The following is a 21,515-nucleotide window of genomic DNA, read 5'->3' on the forward strand; positions in this document are numbered from 1 at the left end:
CTCGTCGATTTTGAGTAGCGACGGGAACCGCTCGCCCGTTTCGTTGACTTGCTCTTGCTCGTCCGCTTCCTCATCCCCGTCTTTCAATAGATCTTCGGGCGCGCTGTCGGGCTTGTCGGTAGCTTCCGCATCGCCCACTTTCTTATCGATAATGATTTTAGACCGACTGTCCGCCACGAGCACGGACACAATCAAAAGCGCCACTAGCGCGATAATAACTATGGCGTAGATAAGAATGGCTATACCCGAGGTGATATACTCCCAAATCTCGTTTATGCCGTTCAAATATTCGTTTGTAACAAACCCGTAAGGCATATCCACCTCTAACCGTTAAATACGTTAAGCACCGTCAAGCAATGCCCGATATTATCGTCTCCGAAGCAGCTACCGAAGACCGCGGCAAGCTCGGGATCGTCCGCCGAAAGCTTACCTTTAAGCGCGTACGCGATATGCGGCGCAAGCTTCATGGCGACTGCGGTATCGAGCGCTTCCACACCGTCCGCGCCGCACTCCAAGCACACCGAGATTATCTTTTCCATCTGAACGCAAGCCTTGTTGCCGAGATTCAACGCAGTCCGCGCCGAAACGAAGCTTTCGAGCTTGTCGAGCCGCTTCCAAAGCTGCTCGTCTATATCGAACGCATTTTCGGTCGCCGCGCACGCCGCGCCGAACTGGTAATAGTTGGGCGAAGTCACCATGCCGCCCGCGGGCGCAACGCGCGAAACCTTGGGAATTATCACCGCCGCCATATCTGCTATGTACGCGGGATAACGCTTGTACGCGCGCTCGTCCAACCGCATGATAAACCAAAGATTAGGAGAAACGTTAAGCGCGCGCTTGTTCCTGCCGAATGTCACCGTCATGCTATCGGGCGCGGTCGCGTACCTAATGAACGGCACGAACACCTCGCCGAGAATATCTGTACTTACGTTGTCGAGCGAAACGAGCGTCATCACGTCGCGGTGCGTTTCGGCAAACCCGATCGCCGACGTGAGCGCCGTGTCGTTGCCGTTGATAAAAAGATTATCGCTGTTTACGTAGCTTGCGCTGTCGTCCTTACTCAGCGCGCATCCGCAAAACGCGCTTAGCGCTTCCGATAGCATAGCAAACTCGCTTTGCGAGCATTTAAAGAGCACCGCACGCGACGCCGAGAACGCGCCGACTATCTCACGCGCGGTTTTTTGGTCGATACCCACACCCTTGCTCTTGCCCGCCGATATAAGCCACCCGACGAGCGTTTTGGCGGTAACGCCGTCGTCGATATACATGGAGTAGTCATCCTGCCCGTCGTCCTCGAACTCGTCGTCCGCAATGTCGGGACTGTCGTCCTCGAACTCATCGGCGAACAGCTTTTCGAACGAGAACGATTCTGCGGGGCGCGCCGAGTTAAAGCCTTTTTTGTCGACGGCGGAAAAGTCAGGTGCTTCGTCGAAGCCCTCCAAATAGTCGCTCATATTTCCGCGTTTAGTGAATGTCGCGCCCGACACCTCAACCGCGCCGCGCAAACGAATATCGGTACACGACGCACCTACGTAAATTTCGTATCTGCCGCCCTCGGTCTTGCGCGTTCCCGTAGCCTCATCGAACGTGTCAAGCATAGCGGCGTTAATGGGGAAAGTTATGTGCACGGATGAGTTGGGCTGAATAAGCGTTTTGGCAAATCCCTTAAGCTCCTTAACGGGGCGCGGCACCGCCGAATCGGTCTTGCCCACATAGAGCTGCGCAACCTCGTACGCGGGAACGGAACCCACGTTCTTAACTGTCACCTCGATATTCTCTGGCGTAATGACAAGGTTGGAGTACTCGAACTTGGCGTACGAAAGCCCGTACCCGAAGGGATACTTGATCCTGCGGTTTTCGGTCGTGTACCGTCTGTACCCGACGAACTCGCCCATCTTGAACTTATTGTTCCTAACGCAATTTCTAAGATACGCCATAGCCTCGTCGGTATCGTCGTAAGCCGAGCACGCAAGCTTGCCCGACGGTGAAGCGCCGAAAATAATATCGAACAACGCATTAAGCGTACCCGAGCCGCCGAGCGGAACGGACAGCGATGCGTGGACGTTATTATCGAATTTCATATCGACTATCGCGCCGCAAACTACGGCTATTACCTTTTTCCCCGAACGCAAAAGCGTATCCAAAAGAACGAGCTGGTTTGCGGGCAGCTTGACCGACCGCGTATCTTGAAGCTTTTGCTCGCGCCGCGCGCCGAGCCCCAAAAACGCGACCACTATATCGCAATCCTTTGCAAGACTCGCCGCGCCCTGTAAAAGCTCGTCACTTCGGTCCTGGTCCAAGCGGTAGCCGTCGGCGTACCCGACGAAAGTCGAGCCGCTCGCTTCTACGGAAGATTTGATCGACTTTACGTGATCGGGGTAAGCGGAAAGGATCTCGCCCACCGCGCCGATACGAACATTCCTAACGGGCAGCACGTTATCGGCGTTTTTCAAAAGAACAATACTTTCGAGCGCCGCGCCATAAACCTGACGCTTGGAATAATCGCTTTGACCGTTGCCCGCCGCGTAATGTTTGCGCGCACGCTGTAATTTTTTACCGAACTCTATAACATTATCTACGGCGGTATCGAGCGTTTCGGTAGAGATCGCCGTACCGCGCTCGATCGCGGTTTTCAATTCTTCAAGAGATATAGAGCCGCGCTCCACGTCCTCTTTCATGCGCTTATAATTTTTGAGCGCAGACCGCACTGCAGCGGGCGACGACCCGATAAACAAAAGCTTATCCTTGCCTATGCCGCTGCGCAAGGCTTCTTCGTACGCGCCATCCACAATCACCGTTTTGGTAACGTTCTTTTCGAGGTTTCTGTTTACTATATTATCGTTTACTTCCTTGTAGCTTCCTTTCAGCTTGCCATACGAAAGCCTTACCGCGCTCGGCTCGCGGTTGCGCATGACCATGTCGAACGCTTTACCGTAAAGCTCATTGATTGCTCGTGGGTCGGGCTTTAAGTCGGAGTAGTCTGCGTCGATTTGTCTTACGCTTCCGCCGATAACGCACGCCGCCGCGCCCGTATCCTCGATAGCAGTCACCGCCGCCCCGCCGATTTTTGCCGAAAGGAAGGGATCCTCGGACAGTCCGCTTGAATACGCACTACTCTTAAAACTCACATCGGGCGCGAACACGAGGTTGTATTTCTCGGCGCCGCTGCGTTGCATAATATCGCTTACCACCTGCGTAATAAGCTTGGGGTTCCACGAGGAAGCGAGCGAGGACAGCGCGGGATAAACCGCGTCGCCGCCGAACAGAGCGCATACGTTTTCGAGCGTGGTGCTTTCTATGCGCGGCACGCCGAGCGAAGTCAACGCGTCGCTCGCTGTGGCATTTATATCAGTGGCAAACGCGATCTTTTGATCGTCCGTCAGCTTACTTATAATATCTCTGTTTTTAAGCATCATTCCCCCCGTAGTAGAAGGTTAAGTTGATAATATTTGCGGTGATATACCCGTAATTACCGAACGTGGTAAACGTAATCGTGATTTCCGTGTCGGCGACCAGCTCGCTCGAAAAATAGGTATAATAATAGTTATAGCCATTGCAAGACGAATACTCGACGCCGTCGATACTCACCGTAATTCTATCGTTATAGTTGCCGTTCACCATAAAACCGAACTCGACCCTAGCGTCTCTTTTAAGCGTAATAGTAAGCGTAGAGGCGCTACATGCGGAAATCGTGCCGTCATCGCTCACGGCGAACGCACCGTCGTTATCTACCGAAGCGCATGACAGCGTGCCGAAATTATCCTCGGTCACGACCTCACGTTTAAGCTTACAAAACCTGCACTCGTCGTTTACAAAGTCGTGCGCAATCGGCTCGATTTCTTCTGTAAGCTTCCTATTGCATTCGGGGCAAATTATTTCTTTCTCGCCCGCCGTCAAGCATGTCGGTTCTTTGGTTACTGTGTAATCACTCTCGTCAAAGCGGGTGAGCGAAACGGTAGGCTGACCATACTCGTACCGCCACAACCGCGTTCCGCTTTCATGAATACACGCCGAGTAAAGGTACGCGTAATAGTTTTCATTCCCCGCTACGCCGCCCCACTCTGCCTCGGTACCGAGGAAGAAAACGGTAGGCGCATAATATCCGAACGCTCGGATTGCAACGGAGCTTACGCTCTTTCCGAAAACTACGGAAGACAGCGAGCCGCCGTTCATTAAAGCATAGCCGCGCACCGCATAGCTTGTTACCTCGCTCCCGTTGAGCGTTGGTTTTTCGGGTAGCTTAGCCGAATCGTACGCGCTTTCTATATCGTAAAGAGTCCACGCCTTGCCGTCGCCGACAAACGAATAGGTAACGCCGTCCTCGGTAACCTTGTCGTATGTAAGCGATATTTCTTTATCACCCAAAACGACAGGCGCGACCGTGAAATGCTCAGCTGTGATTTGTCCGCTCTTGTCGACCACAGACAAAATACGGTAGTTATTGGAAAACGCCGTCGCGCTCACTCTTACAACGGTAGAAGGAAAGGAAACGAAGCCGAGCGACTGGCACGCCTCGAACGCGCTTTCGCCTATCGTCGTAAGCCCTTCTGGAAGAACAACACTTTCGAGCGTATAGCAGTTATAGAACGCATACCGCTCTATCTGTTGCACAGCGCCACCGAACGAAAGCGACTCTATAGCGTTGTTAAATGCGAATGCATACGCCCCGATCGTGCCGATATCGCCGTTGAATTGCAACGAAGCACGCAAATTTACAAACGCAAATCCGCCTATCTCGTCGACCCTACCGAGCGACAGACTCTTTAAACCGCTGCCGCTGAACGCATATTCGCCTATCGATCCGATATATCCGTCGTTGTCGAAACTTTCGAGATTGACGCACTCGCCGAACGCGTTATCGCCAATGCTTCCGACAGTCCCGAAATCGACGGCGGTCAGCTGACCGCAACCCTTAAACGCGTAATCGCCGACAGTCCCCACATCGCTTGCGACGAAGCTTTTAATAGAACTGTTCGAAAACGCGTTATCCCCGATAACGCCGACTTTGCCCGCATTAAAGGTAAACTCGCCGCTGTTCGAAAAAGCACTCTCGCCGATTTCGGTAATTGTTGCCGTCGCCGTAAACGATTTTAACCGCCACTTGCCGCTGAACGCTCTATCGCCTATGCGAATACCGTCATAGCCGCCCGAGGAAATCTCTACGCTTTCGAGCTGAGTGAACGTAGAAAACTCGTCGGTGATTTCTTCCGTGACCGCACCGAGGCGTAGCGCCGTTACTTCTCTCATGCCGTCGAATATACTCTCGTGCCAATAGGAAATGGGATTGCGGTAAATGCCGAACTTATCCACCCTTTCGCCGCCGTACGTAAACGGCAGGAGCGTAAGCGACGTCGCGTTCTCGTCTACGACGTCGACAGCCCACCACGACGTTTCGTCCATATTAAGCTTATAATACTCTACGCCGCTGACCGTGGTCTTATCGAGCCCGTCATTCGTATTTGCAAACACTGCGGAAGCGTACCGCGCAACGCCGCCGTTGTCGGTCGCACCCACCGTAATATCAAGCGAACCGAGGTCGTACACCTCGAAAAGCCTGTAACACCCGTAAAACGCGCTGTCCTGTATTTCGGTAACGGAGGACGGCAATGTAAAGCTTTTAAGCCTGTCGCACGAGCCGAACGCGTATTCGTAAATCGTATTCACTCCGTTTGCGAGGTTCGCGTTTTTCAAATTAGCGCAACCGTCGAACGCGTGCCCGCCGATAGCCGTAACGTTTTTCGGTATAGTCACCGACCTTAAATTACGGTTGCCGTACAAAAGCCCGCTGAACAGCGAATATCGGGTAAACTCGTGCTCGCCTACGCTGACGCTTGATTCGAAAACCAAATCTTCTTTATCCGTCGCACAGTCGATAAGGTAATACTCGCCGTCGGCAAGCACGTATTTATTGTCACCGCTTACGATCGTAGTAAGCGCTTTTTCATCTCTATCGGTATGTACGGCAAGGATATTATAGCCGTCTATCGCGAGCGAATTACCCGAATAGTCGAACACCTCGTAAAGCTTGTAGCTCCCGTCGAACGCGCTAGCATCGATACCCTTGATCTCGCAGTCCAATACGATTTGCTCCAAGTATCGGCAGTTCATAAATGCGGACGCCTGGATATACTCACTATCGGTAACGGTAACCTTTTTAAGCTCCGTAAGCTCGCGCGCACCGAGATAGTACATATCCATATTCCAATAATATTCGGTACCGATCGGGCGCTCCGTGCCCACAAACGGAACAGACAAGCTTTCGAGCGACGAACATCCGAAAAAAACATTCGTGCCGAAATAAGTAACGCTGTTTGGAATAACAAGCGAAGTAAGCGACGAACAGTCGTAAAACGCATAGTTACCGACGGAGGTAATACCCTTCTCGGGCAACGTTATATTCTCAACGCTCTCGCACCCGTAGAACGCGTCTTCGGGTAAGCTTGTTCCACCCGTCACCGTAATGTTTTTAAGCGCGGACGGTACGGCCTCGCTCGCGTTTCCGTTCCACCCGAACAAGTACCCGATCGTACCGTTCCCGTCGCTCATGCCGACGAACGGCAAAGTGAGCGAGGTTAGGTTATCACAAGCCGAAAACACGCCCCTGCCGAGCGATTTTATATTATCTTCGACTACGAACTCGGTAAAGCCCGTGCACCCGACGAACGCGTAATCGCCTATCGCCGTGACCGTGCTCGGTATATCGAGTTCGGTAATGCCGGTACAGCCGCCGAATGCGTGTTCGCCTATCGACGTAAGCCCGTCGGAAAGAACGAAGTCGGTTATGCTATCACATCCATAAAACGCGCCGTCACACAAAACCTCGCTGTCGGTAACGACCACGAGTTTGAGCGTGTCGGGCACCGTATCGTAGCCGATATGGCTAGGCTCGTCAAAGATATGCGAGAGCCCGCCGTCACCATCGCGCGACTCGCCTACGAACGGCGCGGTAAAGCTTATGAGCGGACAGCCCGCAAACGCACCCATACCGACCGACTTCACGGAATCGGGCAGCGTGATATCTACGACCGCGGTTTTTGCAAACGCGCAATCGCCTATATCGACTACGCCATCGGGCAAGTTGATACTTGTAACATTTTCGCAATTTTCAAACGCCGAGTCGCCTATCTCGATAAGCCGATTACAATCGAGTTCGATTTCGCTCAACCCCGAGCAATCGGTAAATGCGCCTTGCTGTATACGTACAAGCTCGGAACCTTGCTCGAAGTTCAATAATTTAAGTCCGCCGCAACCTTTAAAAGCATCTTGCTCAATCGACAAAACGGCAGAAGGTATCGTCACCCTTTCGAGCGCGGAACACTCGTAAAAAGCCGCCTCACCGATCGCCGTCAAAACGTCGTTATCGGTAAAGTCCACGGAAGCGAGCTTACCGTTTGCAGCAAAGCATTTTGTTCCCAGCCCTTCAACGGCGGTCAGATCGAACTCGGTAAGCGAGCTGTTCATAAACGCGCAATTGCCGATAGAGGTTATTGGCGTAGGGCTGACGAACTCAGCAAGGTTTATGCACCCGTTGAACGCGCTCTCGCCCACGGTAGCGCTTTCGAGCGAACCCACCTCGAACTTTTCTATATCGAGCGACGCGCAGAAATTATCGGGAATAAATTGCAGAGAATCGATAGTAAGCGAGCCGACCTTGCCGCTCGCACCGAACACATTGAAAATGTTTATTTCGCTCGCCCTACCCGAAACGTCGAAAGACAGTAAATGCAGTTCGTCGACAACGGAGCTCTCGAAATAATTACGCATGCCGTTACAGAACGAGAAATCGATCGGTCTGGCGAAATCCACACTATCGATAACACACTGTGAAAAAACGAGCCGACCTAGCTTTAACGGTGTTTCGCTTTCCTCGACTACAACCGATTTAAGATTTACGCAACCGTAAAACGCTCCGAGCGAAATGACGTCAATCTTATCGGTGATCGTCACGTTTTCAAGACTGATGCAGCTTCGGAACGCGCCCTCGCCTATCTGCGTGATATTGCCGAAGCCGACCGATTTCAAATTTTTGCACCCGTCGAACGCGTATTCGGAGATAGCAATCTCGCCCTCGAAATCAATACACGTAACCGCGGTGTTGCCCGCAAACGCACGCGCATCGAGGCTCTTAACCTCGTGTCCGTCTATATCGGCGGGAATAACCACACGCGCGGACTTGCCTCGATAGCCGACCACTTTTACATCGCCGTCCCTCGCTTCTTGATCAATAAACGCATACTCCACCCCTGCGTGAAGAAAGGTTTTTTCGGTCGCCTTAAAGTATACGAGAAAACCGAAAATCGCCGCTACGGCAAAAATAAGCGCCAATATGAGGACGACGGTAATCGCAACGGGCGTTTTATCTCGGCGCGCCGTTACAGAAATAACGTCCTTATCTGTTTTGTTATCCGTCGAAATCTGCTTTTGATTTACCTCTTTTTTCTCAGCAAAATCAACGGCAACCTTACCACCGCTCATTCGGTACGTATATTCTCCGTATGTTGCGGAAGAAACGGTAACCTTGCAATCGACCGTACCACTCGGCACAGGCAAACGCTTATCGCAAACGACAGTATTATTGGGAGGACAGATCGCGTCCGCTTTTTCTTTGGACTTGCCTATAACTCTCCCCGCCTCGTCGTACGCGACGATACCGAAAGTAACCGAATTAAGACGCTCGCCCCGCCCGTTGCACAGTTTAACAATGACAAACCGCTCGCCGTTTTCTTCAACGATCACGAGCTGTTTAACGTGGGCTATATCGGTCGGCTGAGAATAAGCGCACGACTTTTTGTTGATTACGCTTACGCTCATTTCTTCACCCCGTTCCTTTTACGCCGTACGGCAAATGTCGATACTACCGTGATAATATCAACAAGCACAAGCGCGGCGGCGACCAGGCCGGAAACAAGATTACTGCGCGAAACGTGCCAAAAACTTTCGGCGTACAGCCCGCCGAAGATATACCCCATGCACACGCGAATACCGTAAACTGCCGCGGCAAGAAGCACAGCGTTCACAATGCAAAATCCAAAGATGCGTTTTCCCGAAACATTTTCAACTATATTATGATCAAACTTAACGCCGTCCGCCTCGTTGATTACGAGAGACACGTTCACCGTGTCGAACGGTAGCTCTACGGCGTGCGTATAGTCGCCGCCGCCCACGTCGTCCTTAACGTTGAATACGCGCCTTACGTTGCTCTTGCCGTCGAACACGACCACGTCGTAGTCCAAACGGTCGATAGGCTTATTAAGCTTGCAAACTAGCACGCGCTTGCCGTCACGGTCGGATAAAGCGTAGCGGCTTATGTACTCGCTCGTTTCTTCCGTCGGATAAAACACCATGCCGCGATTATCTTTGCCATCGCCTGATTTTACGAAACGGTCGGAAGAAGCGGACACGGAATAGCGCGTGGAAAAAAACAGCTTTGGGAAAGCTCCCAAGGCAAGCGCTAAGTACGCGGCTATTATAACTATAAGTAAAGCAACAAAGCCCGCCATAAGAACCTCTTCACTGTTTTTTCGCAACAAAAAATTACGACGAAGGTCTCGTCGTAATTATAACATATATACGGTTAAATATCAAGTAATTTAAGAAATTAGGATACAGGTCATGAAAGCACTCTAATTATCCTTAATTCACAATTCACAAGTCTCAATTAAACCACAATATTCACAAGTCTATCGGGAATAACGATAACCTTTTTAGGCATAGCGCCGGCAAGTGCTGCTTTAACCTCATCGTTATCGAGCGCGAACGCCGAAACCTCGTCGCGGCTCATGCCCTGCGGCACGACTATCTTGCAGCGGATACGCGAATTGATCTGTACGGCGTATTCGGTCGTGGCTTTTACAAGCTTGCTCTCGTCGAACGTCGGGTAGCTTTCGAGGAACACCGATTTTTTGCCGCCCATCATCTGATTGAGTTCTTCGCAGAAATGCGGTGCGAGCGGCGCCATAAGCTTTACGAGCACCTGCAAAACGTATTTAAGATACGCGGGGCTGTAACCGCTCTCGCCTCGATACTTGTATGCGGCGTTCACAAGCTCCATGAGCCGAGCCACGGCGGTGTTAAACCCGAACTCGGGAATGTCTTGGAGCAGCTCTTTAATGCAGTAGTTAAGCTCGTAATCGAGCGCGCCCGCCTTTCCGTCCGCCTTTTCGTCCTTGACTTCCAAAACGAGCCGCTCTATCCTATCCATGAACTTGGCGCACGATACGATACCGCCGTCCGACCACGGACCGCCTTCCACGTAATCGAATCCGAACATCAAGTAAAGCCTGAGCGCGTCCGAGCCGTACTTTTCTATAAGCGGATCGGCGGACACAACGTTGCCGCGCGTCTTGCTCATGCGGTAGCCGTCGGGACCCAGGATAACGCCCTGGTGAACGAGCCTTTTAAACGGCTCGTCGAAATCGAGATATTTAAGGTCGTGCAAGACCTTGTTTATAAACCGAGAATACAACAAGTGCGTGCAAGCGTGCTCGGGTCCGCCCACGTAGCAGTCCACGGGCAGCATGGCGTTGACCGTTTTCTTATTGAACGGCTCGCGGTCGTTATGCGCGTCGGGATAGCGCAGATAGTACCAGCTCGAACAAACGAAGGTATCGAGCGTGTCCGTTTCGCGCTTGGCTTTTTTGCCGCAAACGGGGCAAACGGTTTCGACGAACTCGGGGCACTTTGTTAGCGGCGACTTTCCGTCGGGCGTAAAGTTCACGTCGTACGGCAGCGTTACGGGCAGATCCTTTTCGGGAACGGGCACCGCGCCGCAATGCTCGCAGTAAATAATGGGAATGGGCGCGCCCCAGTACCGCTGACGGGATACCGACCAGTCACGCATACGGTAATTGACCTTGCGCCCGCCGTGCCCGATCTTAGAAAGCTCGTCCAGAACGGCGAGCTTACCGTCCGCCGACTTCATACCGTCGAACTTGCCGCTGTTTACCATAACGCCGTACTCGGTATACGGTAATTCACACTCGCCCTTTTCGGCTTTGATGACCTGCTTAATGGGCATATTATTCTTTATAGCGAACCCGTAGTCGCGCGTGTCGTGCGCGGCAACGCCCATGACCGCACCCGTGCCGTAAGTGCCTATGCAGTAATCGGCAATATATACGGGCACTTTCTCGCCGTTAATGGGATTAATGCAGTAGCAACCGAGGAACACGCCCGTCTTTTCCTTGCTGGTGGACGAACGCTCGATCTCGGACTGTTTGGCTGTTGCAAGCTTGTACGCTTCGACCGCCGCGCGCTGCTCATCGCTTACCAGAATATCCACGTACTTATGCTCGGGCGCAAGCACCACGTAGCTTACGCCGAACAACGTATCGGCGCGAGTTGTGAACACGGTGATGCTCTTAACGTCGCCGATCGGCTTTTCTAGGTCGAAAACTACTTCACCGCCCACCGACTTACCTATCCAGTTGCGTTGCATGGTCTTGGTCTTTTCGGGCCAATCGAGCGCGTCGATACCCTCCAAAAGCTTTTCGGCGTAATCGGTAATCTTAAAGAACCACTGGGTCATTTCCTTATGAACGACCTCTGTCTTGCAACGCTCGCACTTGCCGTCCACTACCTGCTCGTTGGCTATTACCGTTTGGCAGGACGGACAATAATTGACAGGCGCTTTCTTTTGGTAAGCGAGCCCGTTCTTGTAAAGCTGTAAAAACAGCCACTGCGTCCACTTGTAGTAATCGGGCGCGCAGGTACGGAACTCATGCGCCCAATCGACCATCGTGCCCATGTCGGCGAGCTGACGCTCCATCGTGGAGATATTGACGTCCGTCGAGTCCTTGGGGTGAACGCCCGTCTTAATGGCGTAGTTCTCTGCGGGAAGCCCGAACGCGTCGAACCCCATCGGCTGAAAAACGTTATAGCCGCGCATACGCATAAACCGCGCGTACGAATCGGCAATGCCGTAGTTATACCAATGCCCCATGTGAAGCTTTGCGCCCGACGGGTACGGAAGCATTTCGAGAACGTATTGCTTTTCGCCCTTCGCCTTGGGATCGAACGTGTTTATACCCGTTTCGTTCCAAATGCCTTGCCATTTCTTTTCGATTTCGTTATGGTTCATTGTATCTCCGATTAATGCGTAATTCGTAATGCGTAATTCGTAATTACGGACCGCTTCGCGGTTAATTAATTATTTTGTGTCTTAGTTATTGCCATAAGTATTTTTATTAACTCTTGACATTCTGAATAAATGCCATTAAAAGCGCCGTCATCGACATAATCACATTCATGTAAAAGTTCCAACCAATACTCGGTTTCGCTTGCCTCTTTCAAAGAAATATTCAGTTTATTATAAAAATCCGATTTGCTTACGGCACGTATCGCTTCTTTTGCATTTGCACCGATACTTGTACCGCTACGCAAAAGCTGTTTTGACATTATAAATTCATGTTTTTCGTTTTGAATATCTTTAACGAAATTTACAATGTGTATTGCAAAAATTTTGCTCTTATCGACTATGGCGTTTCCCATACTCTAAAACCTCGATCATTGAATAATTCGCAATTACGCATTAACTTTAAATTGACCTTAATTACGCATTACGAATTACGCATTACGAATTATTATAAATACTGCCACGACGGACGCGTAAAGAAGTCTGTTTTAGGTTCGAGGAATTTAAGCGCGTGCGCTTTACCTACCAGCTCGCCCACGGGCTTGAATACGTTATCCCACGAATACAGCTGCGCGCTCGTAAGCCCCAAATATTCCCGCACCTTTTCGGTAGATACGGGCGCGATCGGGTGCGACAGCGCAGTAGCCGTTTTAATAAGGTGCAGCCCGTCGATTATCGTTTGCTTGAACTCCGCCTCGTTGAAGTCGTTTTGGAGTTTACTCATTCGCTCGGACAGCGTCTTATTAATATACTTGAAGAATTCTTCGAGCTCGATCATGACGTCCGCAAACTCGAATCTGTACATACGGTTTTCGTACCGAACGATTTGATCTTCGCACTTTTGCAAGATCTCGGCAGATACGGCGCCCTGCGGCACGGTATTGTCGCCGTTGTTGTATTTCTGGAACGAATAGAACAGCGTGCGCCCCGCGCGGTTGAGGAAGTTGGTGAACATCGACCATTCTTTATATACGGGGTCTCCCTGGTTGGTCGGGTTGGGGTTATACGGCTTGGGCTGGAACGGAACGCTCGCGTTGCCCAGACCCAACCCGAAAAAGTGCGCACGCAACTGCTCCGCCGAATAGTGCGTCAACAGCTCCTGCGCCATGGGCGGTTTTATCTTGCCGCTGCTGCTCGCCTTGGCGTTAAAGAACAGGATATGTTTATTGGGCACTATCGTCGGCATCTTGATATTCCAGTCGTTATCTGAGTTCAACGCCTCGAACAGCGCGCCCTCGGCGAGCGCATAGAAGTAAATATTATCCTCGCCGATAAACTGATAAACGCCCGCGTCGTCGCTGCACCAGTAATCGCGCCACGCGTCTTTCGGCTTGCCCACGCTTTCGAGATAGGCTTGCGTGAACGAAATAGGCGCCCACAGCGATTCGGGCCACACCCAGAACGTGAGGTCTTTCATATCGCCCTCGTCGGGAATTTTCACGCCCCACTCGATATTTCCCGAAATACGGAAAGGCACGAGCGTTTTCCCCGTGCGGAAGCGAATGCCGTTTTGAGCGAGCAACGTGCACGCGCTCTCGCGGTCTTTAAGTTTCTCGAATTCTACTTTGCAATTGTTCTTTTGCTCGTCCGCTTCGCAGGTATATTTAAGCTTGGACTTCGCCAAAATTTTCTCGACGGCTTCTTTGTTTTCGGTTTTGGTATACAGTGTCGGTTTATTAAGCGACTCTTTGCATACGTTGGTCAAGAACGCGCGGACCTTGGGATCGCCTTCCCATTTCTCTACAAGCTTTTTGAGGTACGGCGCGAATTTTTCTATATCCAAATACCAGTTTTTAACGTCTTTAAGCACGGGCGGTTTCCCGGAAAGCGTGCTGACCGGCGCTATCAATTCCTCGGGGAAATACTGATGCCCGAGCGAGCATTCGTCGGCGTAAGCCTGTTCGGACTTACAGCCGTTTATGGGGCACCTGCCCACCACTTGTCTGCCGTTGAGGAAGGTGCCGCGCTCCTCGTCGTAGAACTGCTTGGTGGAGAGCACGGACAACGCGCCGCTTTTGAGTAGCTTTTTAAACACCTCGCGCGACAGCTCGGCGTGCTTTCCGCCGCCTATCCCGAACGCCGAAGCGCCGAACAGCGACAAGCCTATAAGATAGTTATTGAGCGTATCGTTCTGGCTGTCGTGATTCTTTTTGACGAAATCTATTATCGATCCGTCGAACTCGCCCGCAGCCGTAAGCGTGCGGTATTTTTCCACTATCGGCGAGCCGTAGCAATCTGTGCCCGAAACGAATATTACGTTCTCCTCGCCTATCCTGTCCTTCATGAACCGCGCAAAGACATCGGCGTGAACGAACACACCGCCTATATGCCCGAAATGCAGTTCCTTACTGCCGTAAGGCATACCGCCGGTTATAACTACGCGTTTGGGAAATTTCGGTCTTTCCATAAGACTCCACCTTTTTATTACTGCTTTATTCCAGTACAGCTTTGATTCTTCTTACACCCGCACTGCTCGACTGTTCTTTAACTATTCTGAAATGCCCGAGCTCGCCCGTGTGCGAGGCGTGCGGTCCGCCGCATATCTCCATGGAATACTTGCCCATGGTGTACACCTTGACTTTCTCGCCGTACTTGGACGTGAACAAGCCGACCGCGCCTTTCGCCTTGGCTTCGTCGACCGTCATCTCGTCGCAGGTGATAGTAACGTCGGCTTTGATCGCCGCGTTGACTTTATCCTCTACCGCCTTGACTTCTTCGGGGGTCATTGCCCGACCGAACGAGAAGTCGAACCTCAGCCGCTCGGGCGTAATATTACTGCCGCGCTGGTTGACTGTGGGATCGTTGAGCACTTCTTTAAGCGCTTGATGCATAAGGTGGGTCGCGGTATGCAGCCGCGCCGTAAGCTCTCCCGTATCTGCAAGCCCGCCTTTAAAGCGCTGTTCCGCACCCGCGTGTGAAAGATTGCGGTGCTCCTCGAACCGAGCGTTGAACCCGTCCACGTCCACCTTGAACCCGCGCTCTTTTGCAAGCTCGACCGTCATTTCGAGCGGGAAGCCGTACGTGTCGTAAAGCCTGAACGCCGACTTGCCGGGAATGGTGTCCGTTTGAAGGAACTTGACGAGCTTTTCGAACTCCTTCATGCCGTTTTCGAGGGTGCGCTCGAACCGCGCCTGTTCCTCGTCGATTTCGTGCTTTATCTTGTCGCGCGAAGCCACTAGCTCGGGATAGACCTCGGCGTAAATATCAACTACCACTTCGGCGATCTTTGAGTAATCGCCCGCTTTAAGCCCGATGCCCGAGCCGAACCGAATAGCGCGGCGCAGAAGCCTGCGGAGAATATAGCCCTGGTCGACGTTGGACGGCGTAACGCCGCGCTCGTCGCCAATGATAAACGTGGAAGTTCTTATATGGTCGGCGACGACGCGAATGGCCTTTACTTTCGTTTCGTCGTTCACGCTCGCGCCCGAAAGCTCCTCTATCTTTTTGACGATAGGCACGAACACGTCGGTGTCGTATACCGACTTCAAGCCCTGAACGTTCATTATAGCGCGTTCCAAGCCCATGCCCGTATCTACGTTCTTTTGTTTGAGCGGAGTGAAGCTGCCGTCGGCGTTCTTGTTGAACTCCATGAACACGTCGTTCCAAACCTCGATATACTTGCCGCAATCGCACGCGGGCGAGCAGGTATCGCTGCACTTGGGCTTACCCGTGTCGAAGAACATTTCGGTGTCCGAGCCGCATGGACCGGTCTGACCTGCAGGGCCCCACCAGTTATGCTTTTTGCCGAGGAAGAAGATATTTTCTTTCTTGATCCCGCATTTTTCCCACAATGCTGCGGTCTTTTCGTCGCGCGGGCAGTCTTTATCGCCCTCGAACACAGTGACGGCGAGCCGATCGGGATCGAGCTTTAACACCTTAGTCAAGAACTCGTAGCTCCACGGCACCATCTCGTCCTTAAAGTAATCGCCGAGCGACCAGTTGCCGAGCATTTCGAAGAACGTGCAGTGCGCCGCGTCGCCTACCTCGTCGATATCGCCCGTGCGCACGCATTTCTGCGAATCGCAAAGCCTTTTACCCGCAGGGTGCGGCTGACCCAAAAGGTACGGAACGAGCGGGTGCATTCCCGCCGTCGTGAACAGAACGGTGGGGTCGTTTTCGGGAATGAGCGACGCCGACGAAATGGGCGTGTGTCCGCGCTCGATGAAAAAGTCCATCCATTTTTTTCTGAGCTCTTTGCTTGTAAGTTTCATGATTATTCTCCGAACTATTTTCTTCCTTCTTTGAAAAGAAGGAAGCGAAGAAACTTTTAAGTTGGGGTTAATGTGGTTTACGTTGCTTTTTCTTCCTGTCATTCTGAACGTTAGCGAAGAATCTCTGCCGCTTTTGAAAAGAAGTAAGCAAGAAAACTTTAAGTTATAATATTTTCAAAAAATTCGACCGCAACGTTCGGCAAAGCCGAACATATCACGCGGCGAACGCCGCATTTCACAACCGCAAACGGTTATATCATATACGCCTTAGCGTATATATCACTGCGCAACGCAACATTGCGCTTTACCACTTTCTCGAAGCGAAGTACAAACTCTTAACGCCGTTCTGTACGGGCGTGAGCTTCAAGTTAGGAAGAACGGACAAAAGTTTCTGATTGCTGCCGCTGTATTCGGCGAGCGGCTCGTCGTTCTTCACCACTATCTCAATATCGCCGTCGTCCTTGCGCACCAAACGCTTGACCTGTTTGGCAATTTCGAGATAGCTCGTTTTCTCGTTCGATACAAGGTTATAATCGCCACGCGGCAAATCCTTTTGCAGGAACTCGGCGAATACACGCAATGCGTCATCGATAGCAATCGTGCTGACAACGCGGTCGCGCTGAATAACGATCTGCTTCTTGCCGCGCGCACCCGCCTGCACGATCTTGTCGATAATACCCTTGCCGCCGTCCGCGCCGTAAACGGTAAAAAGTCTTAAAACGGTCGTGATCTTATCCTTGCCCGCGAGCATGGTTATAAGATACCGCCCCAAACCGTACGCGTCGTGCGGAATATGCTTACCTAACATTTCCTCGGTAAAGTCGACTATCGGCGTGCTCGAATCGAACTCCACGCCCTCGCCTACCGTGATAAGCTTTTTAACGCCGTACGCAATTGCCATGTACTGAACGTTCTTGAACATTATAAGGTTATCCGCTTCGAGCGTCGCGTTCGCGCCCCTATCGGGCAAGCACGCAAGGTGCAATACCGCATCAAACTTATTCTCTTGAAAAACCTTAGCGACCGAGCGCGCGTCCGTAAGATCCATTTGCTCGTGCGTAGGCGCGACTATGTCAAAAGTCTTTTTGTATTTCTTGACGAACGCCTTGCCGATAGAGCCGCTTCCGCCCGTAACGAGAATTTTCATACTATCCTCCAAATAACAATTAGGAATTAAGAATGATTGACCGCTTCGCAGTGATTCAATTATCCTTATTAATTCCTAATTACTAATTACTAATTCCTAATTAAAACAGTCCGCTTATCTTGCCGTCGTTATCTATCTTCATGCCGACGGCGTTGGGAACTCTCGGCAGTCCCGGCATGAGCAGTATATCGCCCGCAACGGCCACAACGAAGCCCGCGCCCGCGCGGTACTGTACGTCGCGTACCGTAATGGTAAAGCCCTCGGGACGGCCCAGCTTCTTGGCGTCGTCGGACAAAGAGTATTGCGTTTTTGCAATACACACGGGAAGCTTATCAACGCCGAGCGGCAGCATCTTTTCGAGGTTCTTCTTGGCTTTCGCCGTCCAAACCACGTTAGCCGCGCCGTATATCTTGGTCGCGACCTTTTGCACTTTTTCGACTATCGTGTCGTTATCGTCGTAAGTAAAGGTGAGCTTGGCTTTGCCGCTCGCCGCCTTGACGACGGCTTCGGCAAGCTCGGTCGAGCCCGTGCCGCCCTTAGCCCAGCACTCGCAGAGCACGGCGACCGCGCCAGCGGCGGCTACCGCTTTCTTTACGGTATCGATTTCTTCCGCCGTGTCGTCGGTGAACCTATTGATAGCAACGACAACGTTCTGCCCGAATACTTTGGTAAGGTTTTCTATATGCTTGATAAGATTGCCCATGCCGCCGACGAGATCTCCGCCGCCGCCGTATTTGAGCGCACGAACGGTCGCGACGAGCACGGTCGCCGACGGTACGATTCCCGACATACGGCACTTGATATCGTAGAACTTCTCCGCGCCGAGGTCTGCGCCGAAGCCCGCCTCGGTAACTACGTAATCGGCGTAGCTTGCCGCCGTCTTTGTCGCAATGACCGAGTTACAACCGTGCGCGATATTGGCGAACGGTCCGCCGTGAACGAACGCAGGCGTGCCTTCGAGCGTCTGTACGAGATTGGGTTTGGCTGCGTCCTTCAAAAGAACAGCCATAGCCTCGTTGGCTTGGAGATCGCCCGCCGTAACGGGTTTGCCCTCGTAATCGTAGCCTATGATAATGCGCCCGAGCCGAACTTTGAGATCGTCGAAGTTCGCGGCAAGACAGAGCGTAGCCATTACCTCGCTCGCGGCGGTGATGTTGAACCCGTCGTCGCGCGCGCCCGAGCCGGCGTTGACCACGATAGAACGAAGCGCGCGGTCGTTGCAGTCCATGCAGCGGTTAAAAGTGACCTTGGCGATCTTTAACGGATTGCCGAAGTACAGGCTATTATCTATCATCGCGCACAAAAGATTGTTCGCCGCGGTGATGGCGTGAAGGTCGCCCGTAAAATGCAGGTTGATATCGTCCATGGGCAGAATCTGCGCCATGCCGCCGCCCGTCGCACCGCCTTTCATACCGAAAACGGGTCCGAGCGACGGTTCGCGGAGCGCGAGCGCCGTCTTTTTGCCTATCTTGTTGAGCCCGTCCGCAAGCCCTATGGAAACGGTGGACTTGCCCTCGCCCGCGGGCGTCGGGTTGATAGCGGTAACGAGAATTATCTTCGCCTTGGGCTCGAACTTAGGCGTTACCTTGGCTACGTAATCGCCGTAACGGTAAACGTTATCGATACCGAGCTTTTTCGCTATCTTCTCGATAGGCTGAGGTTTAGCTTCGTAAGCTATTTCAATATCCGTTTTCATGTATTTCTCCTTGTCGCATTACTGCGAAAATGTAGTCGAATAATTTTATTCCTCGGTCTCGCTGCCTTCGTCGCCGTCCGCCTGTTCGTAGGCTTCGTTCGGCTCGCCTTCTGTGAATTCTTCGGCTTCCCTGTCTTGTTCCGTTTCTTCGGCTTCGCCGTCCGCTTGCGGGGGCGCGTCCAATTGCTCCTCGCCGAGTTCGAGTTCGGCGGGCTGCTCGTCGTCGCCGCTCGAAATCTTTTTAACGCTTATGGCAAGCGCGATCGTCGCGAGCACCGCCGCGACCGCAAACCCGCAAATGAACGAAGTCAGGTCGAACCAAATGGTAACGACGATCGCCGCGGCAAGGAGCGCAACGGCAAACGCCAAAAGCGTGACGAGCTCTGTCAGGATATACACAACCCCGCTAGTAATGTGCGGCTTGATCGCAACTACTCTAAGCTTGGTCAGCCGCACGCAAAGCGCGCCGCACGCGCCGACAATGACCGAGGTAACTATCACTATTGCGGTGAACCCCGCGATATTCATGGGAACGACGGAAGCTATTATCAGCAGCGCGGACGAAACCGCGAACCCGCCCGTCAGCACACCGAGCAAAACGTTATTGCACTTGGTAACGTATTTGGCGGACACCGACTGCATCGCGCCGTAGCCGCAAACAACGGCGAGCGCCACGAACACGGTCGTGTAGATCCAAATTCCGCGCACCGCCGTAAAAAACAATAACAGCGCCGCAATACACGCAAACGCCGCTTGGAACAGGAACGACGAAACAAACAGCCGAATATCGAGCCCCGTATAGAAAGTGCGGTACACGCTCTTAACGGTGAGCGCACGCCGCCCGACCAGCTTGGGAATGCCGTAGTGAGTAACAAGGTACTGCACCATGGCGAGCACCACGCAGGTAAGCGAGATCACGTACGCGCAGTTGATATACATAGTTTCGGGATCGGCGTACATAAAGCCTGCGTAGGACGCAAGCGCGCCGACGGCTCCCAGCACCGAGAAAACGCCCGACCACAACGAGTGCGAGGTAATGCCAAAGCCGCCCAACCTCGCGCGAACGGAGAAAGCGCAATACCGATATAGCGTAATGGAAACGGCAAACACGAGCGCGCCGATAAATACGAGCGCGATCGAGTTTTGATTGGTGAACATCATAACGAACGAAATCGCCGACACGAACGCCGAAATAGGCATAACGAGGTGATACCGCCCGAAGAGTAGCATATCCACGCGGTGAACGAGCAAATAGAACAGCGGCATTACCGCAAGCGGGATAAGGCAGCACAGCGGCAAAAACCATGTTATTATGCTCGCCTGGCTCGTCGCAATGAACGGCACGAACATCAACAAACACATGACGAAATAGCCCGTCGTGAACGAGTCGCTCGACAGCGCTATTGCCTGCAATTTTGTTTCGTATTTGTTCTTTATTTCCACCCGCCGCTCCAGTTAAATGGGTATATCGAAATTATATAGCAAACCCGAAGATTTGTCAATTATATTGGTTCAGAATTATCCTGCGGTTTAGCAAACAACTCGATAGATAGCGCGCCGTCATCCTGCACGCCGTCCACGGTAACACGTTTAAGCCTCTTGGATAGAGCGATTTTCTTTTCTATCTCGCGGTACTCGTCCATGCTCGAAAAGTCGGCAGTCGAGCGTATGACCGCGACCGATCCGCTCGACACTAAGTTGGAAAGCCGCAACGCCGCCGCGTTGCCGTCGCCGCCCGCAAGCAGTAACGCCTTGTACGCATTGTCGAGCGTTTTCACATTGGGAAGAGCCTGTGCGACGGTATCTACGCGCTCATCGAAAAGGCTGTCTACCGTCAAAAGATATCCACGGTTAAACTTTATGGGCATCGCCTTTTCCTCATCCTCGGCTAGGAATCGTGTAAACCCGTAACAGCACAGCGCGGCAAACACTATATACACGAGCACGCCGATAAGAATACGCACCGCCAAAATATCGTATACGGCTTTTATCATGACGTCGACGACGAACGCGAAAACACCCGCCGTCACGAGCCCGAGCACGACCGCCGCTACGCCCTTGCCGCCGAGCGCGGACAACTCAGAACCGACCACGCCGCGCACGCTAACGAACAGATTATAAAGCGGCTTAGCCGATAAGCCCAGGAGCGCCGCCAGGGCGAGCGCAGAAACTATTATAACGATTATGCGAAACTCCTCGCGCATCACCTGCGGATAGAAAACGAAATACTGCCATACCGCAGTACCGCCTACCGCCGCACCGAGCGCAATGAGCGCCGCGCGCAGGATTATCAGTTTCTTTTTGTCGTATTTATTGTCGGATTTCATA

Annotated in this window: 12 protein-coding genes; all 12 read right to left on the reverse strand. The window is 52.3% G+C overall.

Annotated features, from left to right (window positions below; genetic code table 11):
* On the reverse strand, nucleotides 1-315 hold a 315-nt coding region (locus tag HDT28_04305), incomplete at its 3' end, for a hypothetical protein (GenBank protein MBD5131800.1).
* Between the two features lie 8 nt (nucleotides 316-323).
* Nucleotides 324-3,413 (reverse strand): hypothetical protein, encoded by a 3,090-nt coding sequence (locus HDT28_04310; GenBank protein MBD5131801.1) that lies wholly within the window; start codon nucleotides 3,411-3,413, stop codon nucleotides 324-326.
* Nucleotides 3,406-8,811, reverse strand: coding sequence for a leucine-rich repeat domain-containing protein (locus tag HDT28_04315; protein ID MBD5131802.1), 5,406 nt, complete (start codon nucleotides 8,809-8,811; stop codon nucleotides 3,406-3,408). The genes HDT28_04310 and HDT28_04315 overlap by 8 nt, the downstream gene beginning before the upstream one ends.
* On the reverse strand, nucleotides 8,808-9,500 hold the full coding sequence (locus tag HDT28_04320) for a hypothetical protein (protein MBD5131803.1): 693 nt from the start codon (nucleotides 9,498-9,500) through the stop codon (nucleotides 8,808-8,810). Before HDT28_04320 ends, HDT28_04315 begins: the two co-directional genes overlap by 4 nt.
* 158 nt (nucleotides 9,501-9,658) lie before the next feature.
* Complete coding sequence (locus tag HDT28_04325; protein MBD5131804.1) at nucleotides 9,659-12,079, reverse strand: leucine--tRNA ligase; 2,421 nt, start codon at nucleotides 12,077-12,079, stop codon at nucleotides 9,659-9,661.
* A gap of 65 nt (nucleotides 12,080-12,144) precedes the next feature.
* Nucleotides 12,145-12,489: a four helix bundle protein gene (locus HDT28_04330; protein MBD5131805.1), complete on the reverse strand. Its 345-nt coding sequence runs from the start codon at nucleotides 12,487-12,489 to the stop codon at nucleotides 12,145-12,147.
* 92 nt (nucleotides 12,490-12,581) lie between these two features.
* Nucleotides 12,582-14,540, reverse strand: a complete 1,959-nt coding sequence (locus tag HDT28_04335) for a class I tRNA ligase family protein (protein ID MBD5131806.1) — start codon at nucleotides 14,538-14,540, stop codon at nucleotides 12,582-12,584.
* A gap of 25 nt (nucleotides 14,541-14,565) precedes the next feature.
* A complete protein-coding gene (locus HDT28_04340) occupies nucleotides 14,566-16,344 on the reverse strand; it encodes an alanine--tRNA ligase (GenBank protein MBD5131807.1) in 1,779 nt (592 codons plus the stop codon).
* Between the two features lie 304 nt (nucleotides 16,345-16,648).
* Nucleotides 16,649-17,491: an NAD(P)-dependent oxidoreductase gene (locus HDT28_04345; protein ID MBD5131808.1), complete on the reverse strand. Its 843-nt coding sequence runs from the start codon at nucleotides 17,489-17,491 to the stop codon at nucleotides 16,649-16,651.
* Between the two features lie 100 nt (nucleotides 17,492-17,591).
* Nucleotides 17,592-19,187 (reverse strand): formate--tetrahydrofolate ligase, encoded by a 1,596-nt coding sequence (locus HDT28_04350; protein MBD5131809.1) that lies wholly within the window; start codon nucleotides 19,185-19,187, stop codon nucleotides 17,592-17,594.
* 45 nt (nucleotides 19,188-19,232) lie between these two features.
* Nucleotides 19,233-20,630 carry a hypothetical protein gene (locus HDT28_04355; protein ID MBD5131810.1) on the reverse strand — a complete coding sequence of 466 codons (1,398 nt, stop codon included), beginning with the start codon at nucleotides 20,628-20,630 and terminating at the stop codon, nucleotides 19,233-19,235.
* Between the two features lie 59 nt (nucleotides 20,631-20,689).
* Nucleotides 20,690-21,514, reverse strand: a complete 825-nt coding sequence (locus HDT28_04360) for a hypothetical protein (GenBank protein ID MBD5131811.1) — start codon at nucleotides 21,512-21,514, stop codon at nucleotides 20,690-20,692.
* Nucleotide 21,515: the final 1 nt, after the last annotated feature.

It is taken from the genome of Clostridiales bacterium (genome assembly GCA_014799665.1).
GTDB lineage: Bacteria > Bacillota > Clostridia > Christensenellales > Pumilibacteraceae > Anaerocaecibacter.

Coding starts and splice junctions, on each gene's coding strand:
- HDT28_04320 (MBD5131803.1), bottom strand. CDS start 9,500: ATGGCGGGCTTTGTTGCTTTACTTATAGTTATAATAGCCGCGTACTTA.
- HDT28_04325 (MBD5131804.1), bottom strand. CDS start 12,079: ATGAACCATAACGAAATCGAAAAGAAATGGCAAGGCATTTGGAACGAA.
- HDT28_04315 (MBD5131802.1), bottom strand. CDS start 8,811: ATGAGCGTAAGCGTAATCAACAAAAAGTCGTGCGCTTATTCTCAGCCG.
- HDT28_04360 (MBD5131811.1), bottom strand. CDS start 21,514: ATGAAATCCGACAATAAATACGACAAAAAGAAACTGATAATCCTGCGC.
- HDT28_04310 (MBD5131801.1), bottom strand. CDS start 3,413: ATGCTTAAAAACAGAGATATTATAAGTAAGCTGACGGACGATCAAAAG.
- HDT28_04350 (MBD5131809.1), bottom strand. CDS start 19,187: ATGAAAACGGATATTGAAATAGCTTACGAAGCTAAACCTCAGCCTATC.
- HDT28_04345 (MBD5131808.1), bottom strand. CDS start 17,491: ATGAAAATTCTCGTTACGGGCGGAAGCGGCTCTATCGGCAAGGCGTTC.
- HDT28_04340 (MBD5131807.1), bottom strand. CDS start 16,344: ATGAAACTTACAAGCAAAGAGCTCAGAAAAAAATGGATGGACTTTTTC.
- HDT28_04335 (MBD5131806.1), bottom strand. CDS start 14,540: ATGGAAAGACCGAAATTTCCCAAACGCGTAGTTATAACCGGCGGTATG.
- HDT28_04330 (MBD5131805.1), bottom strand. CDS start 12,489: ATGGGAAACGCCATAGTCGATAAGAGCAAAATTTTTGCAATACACATT.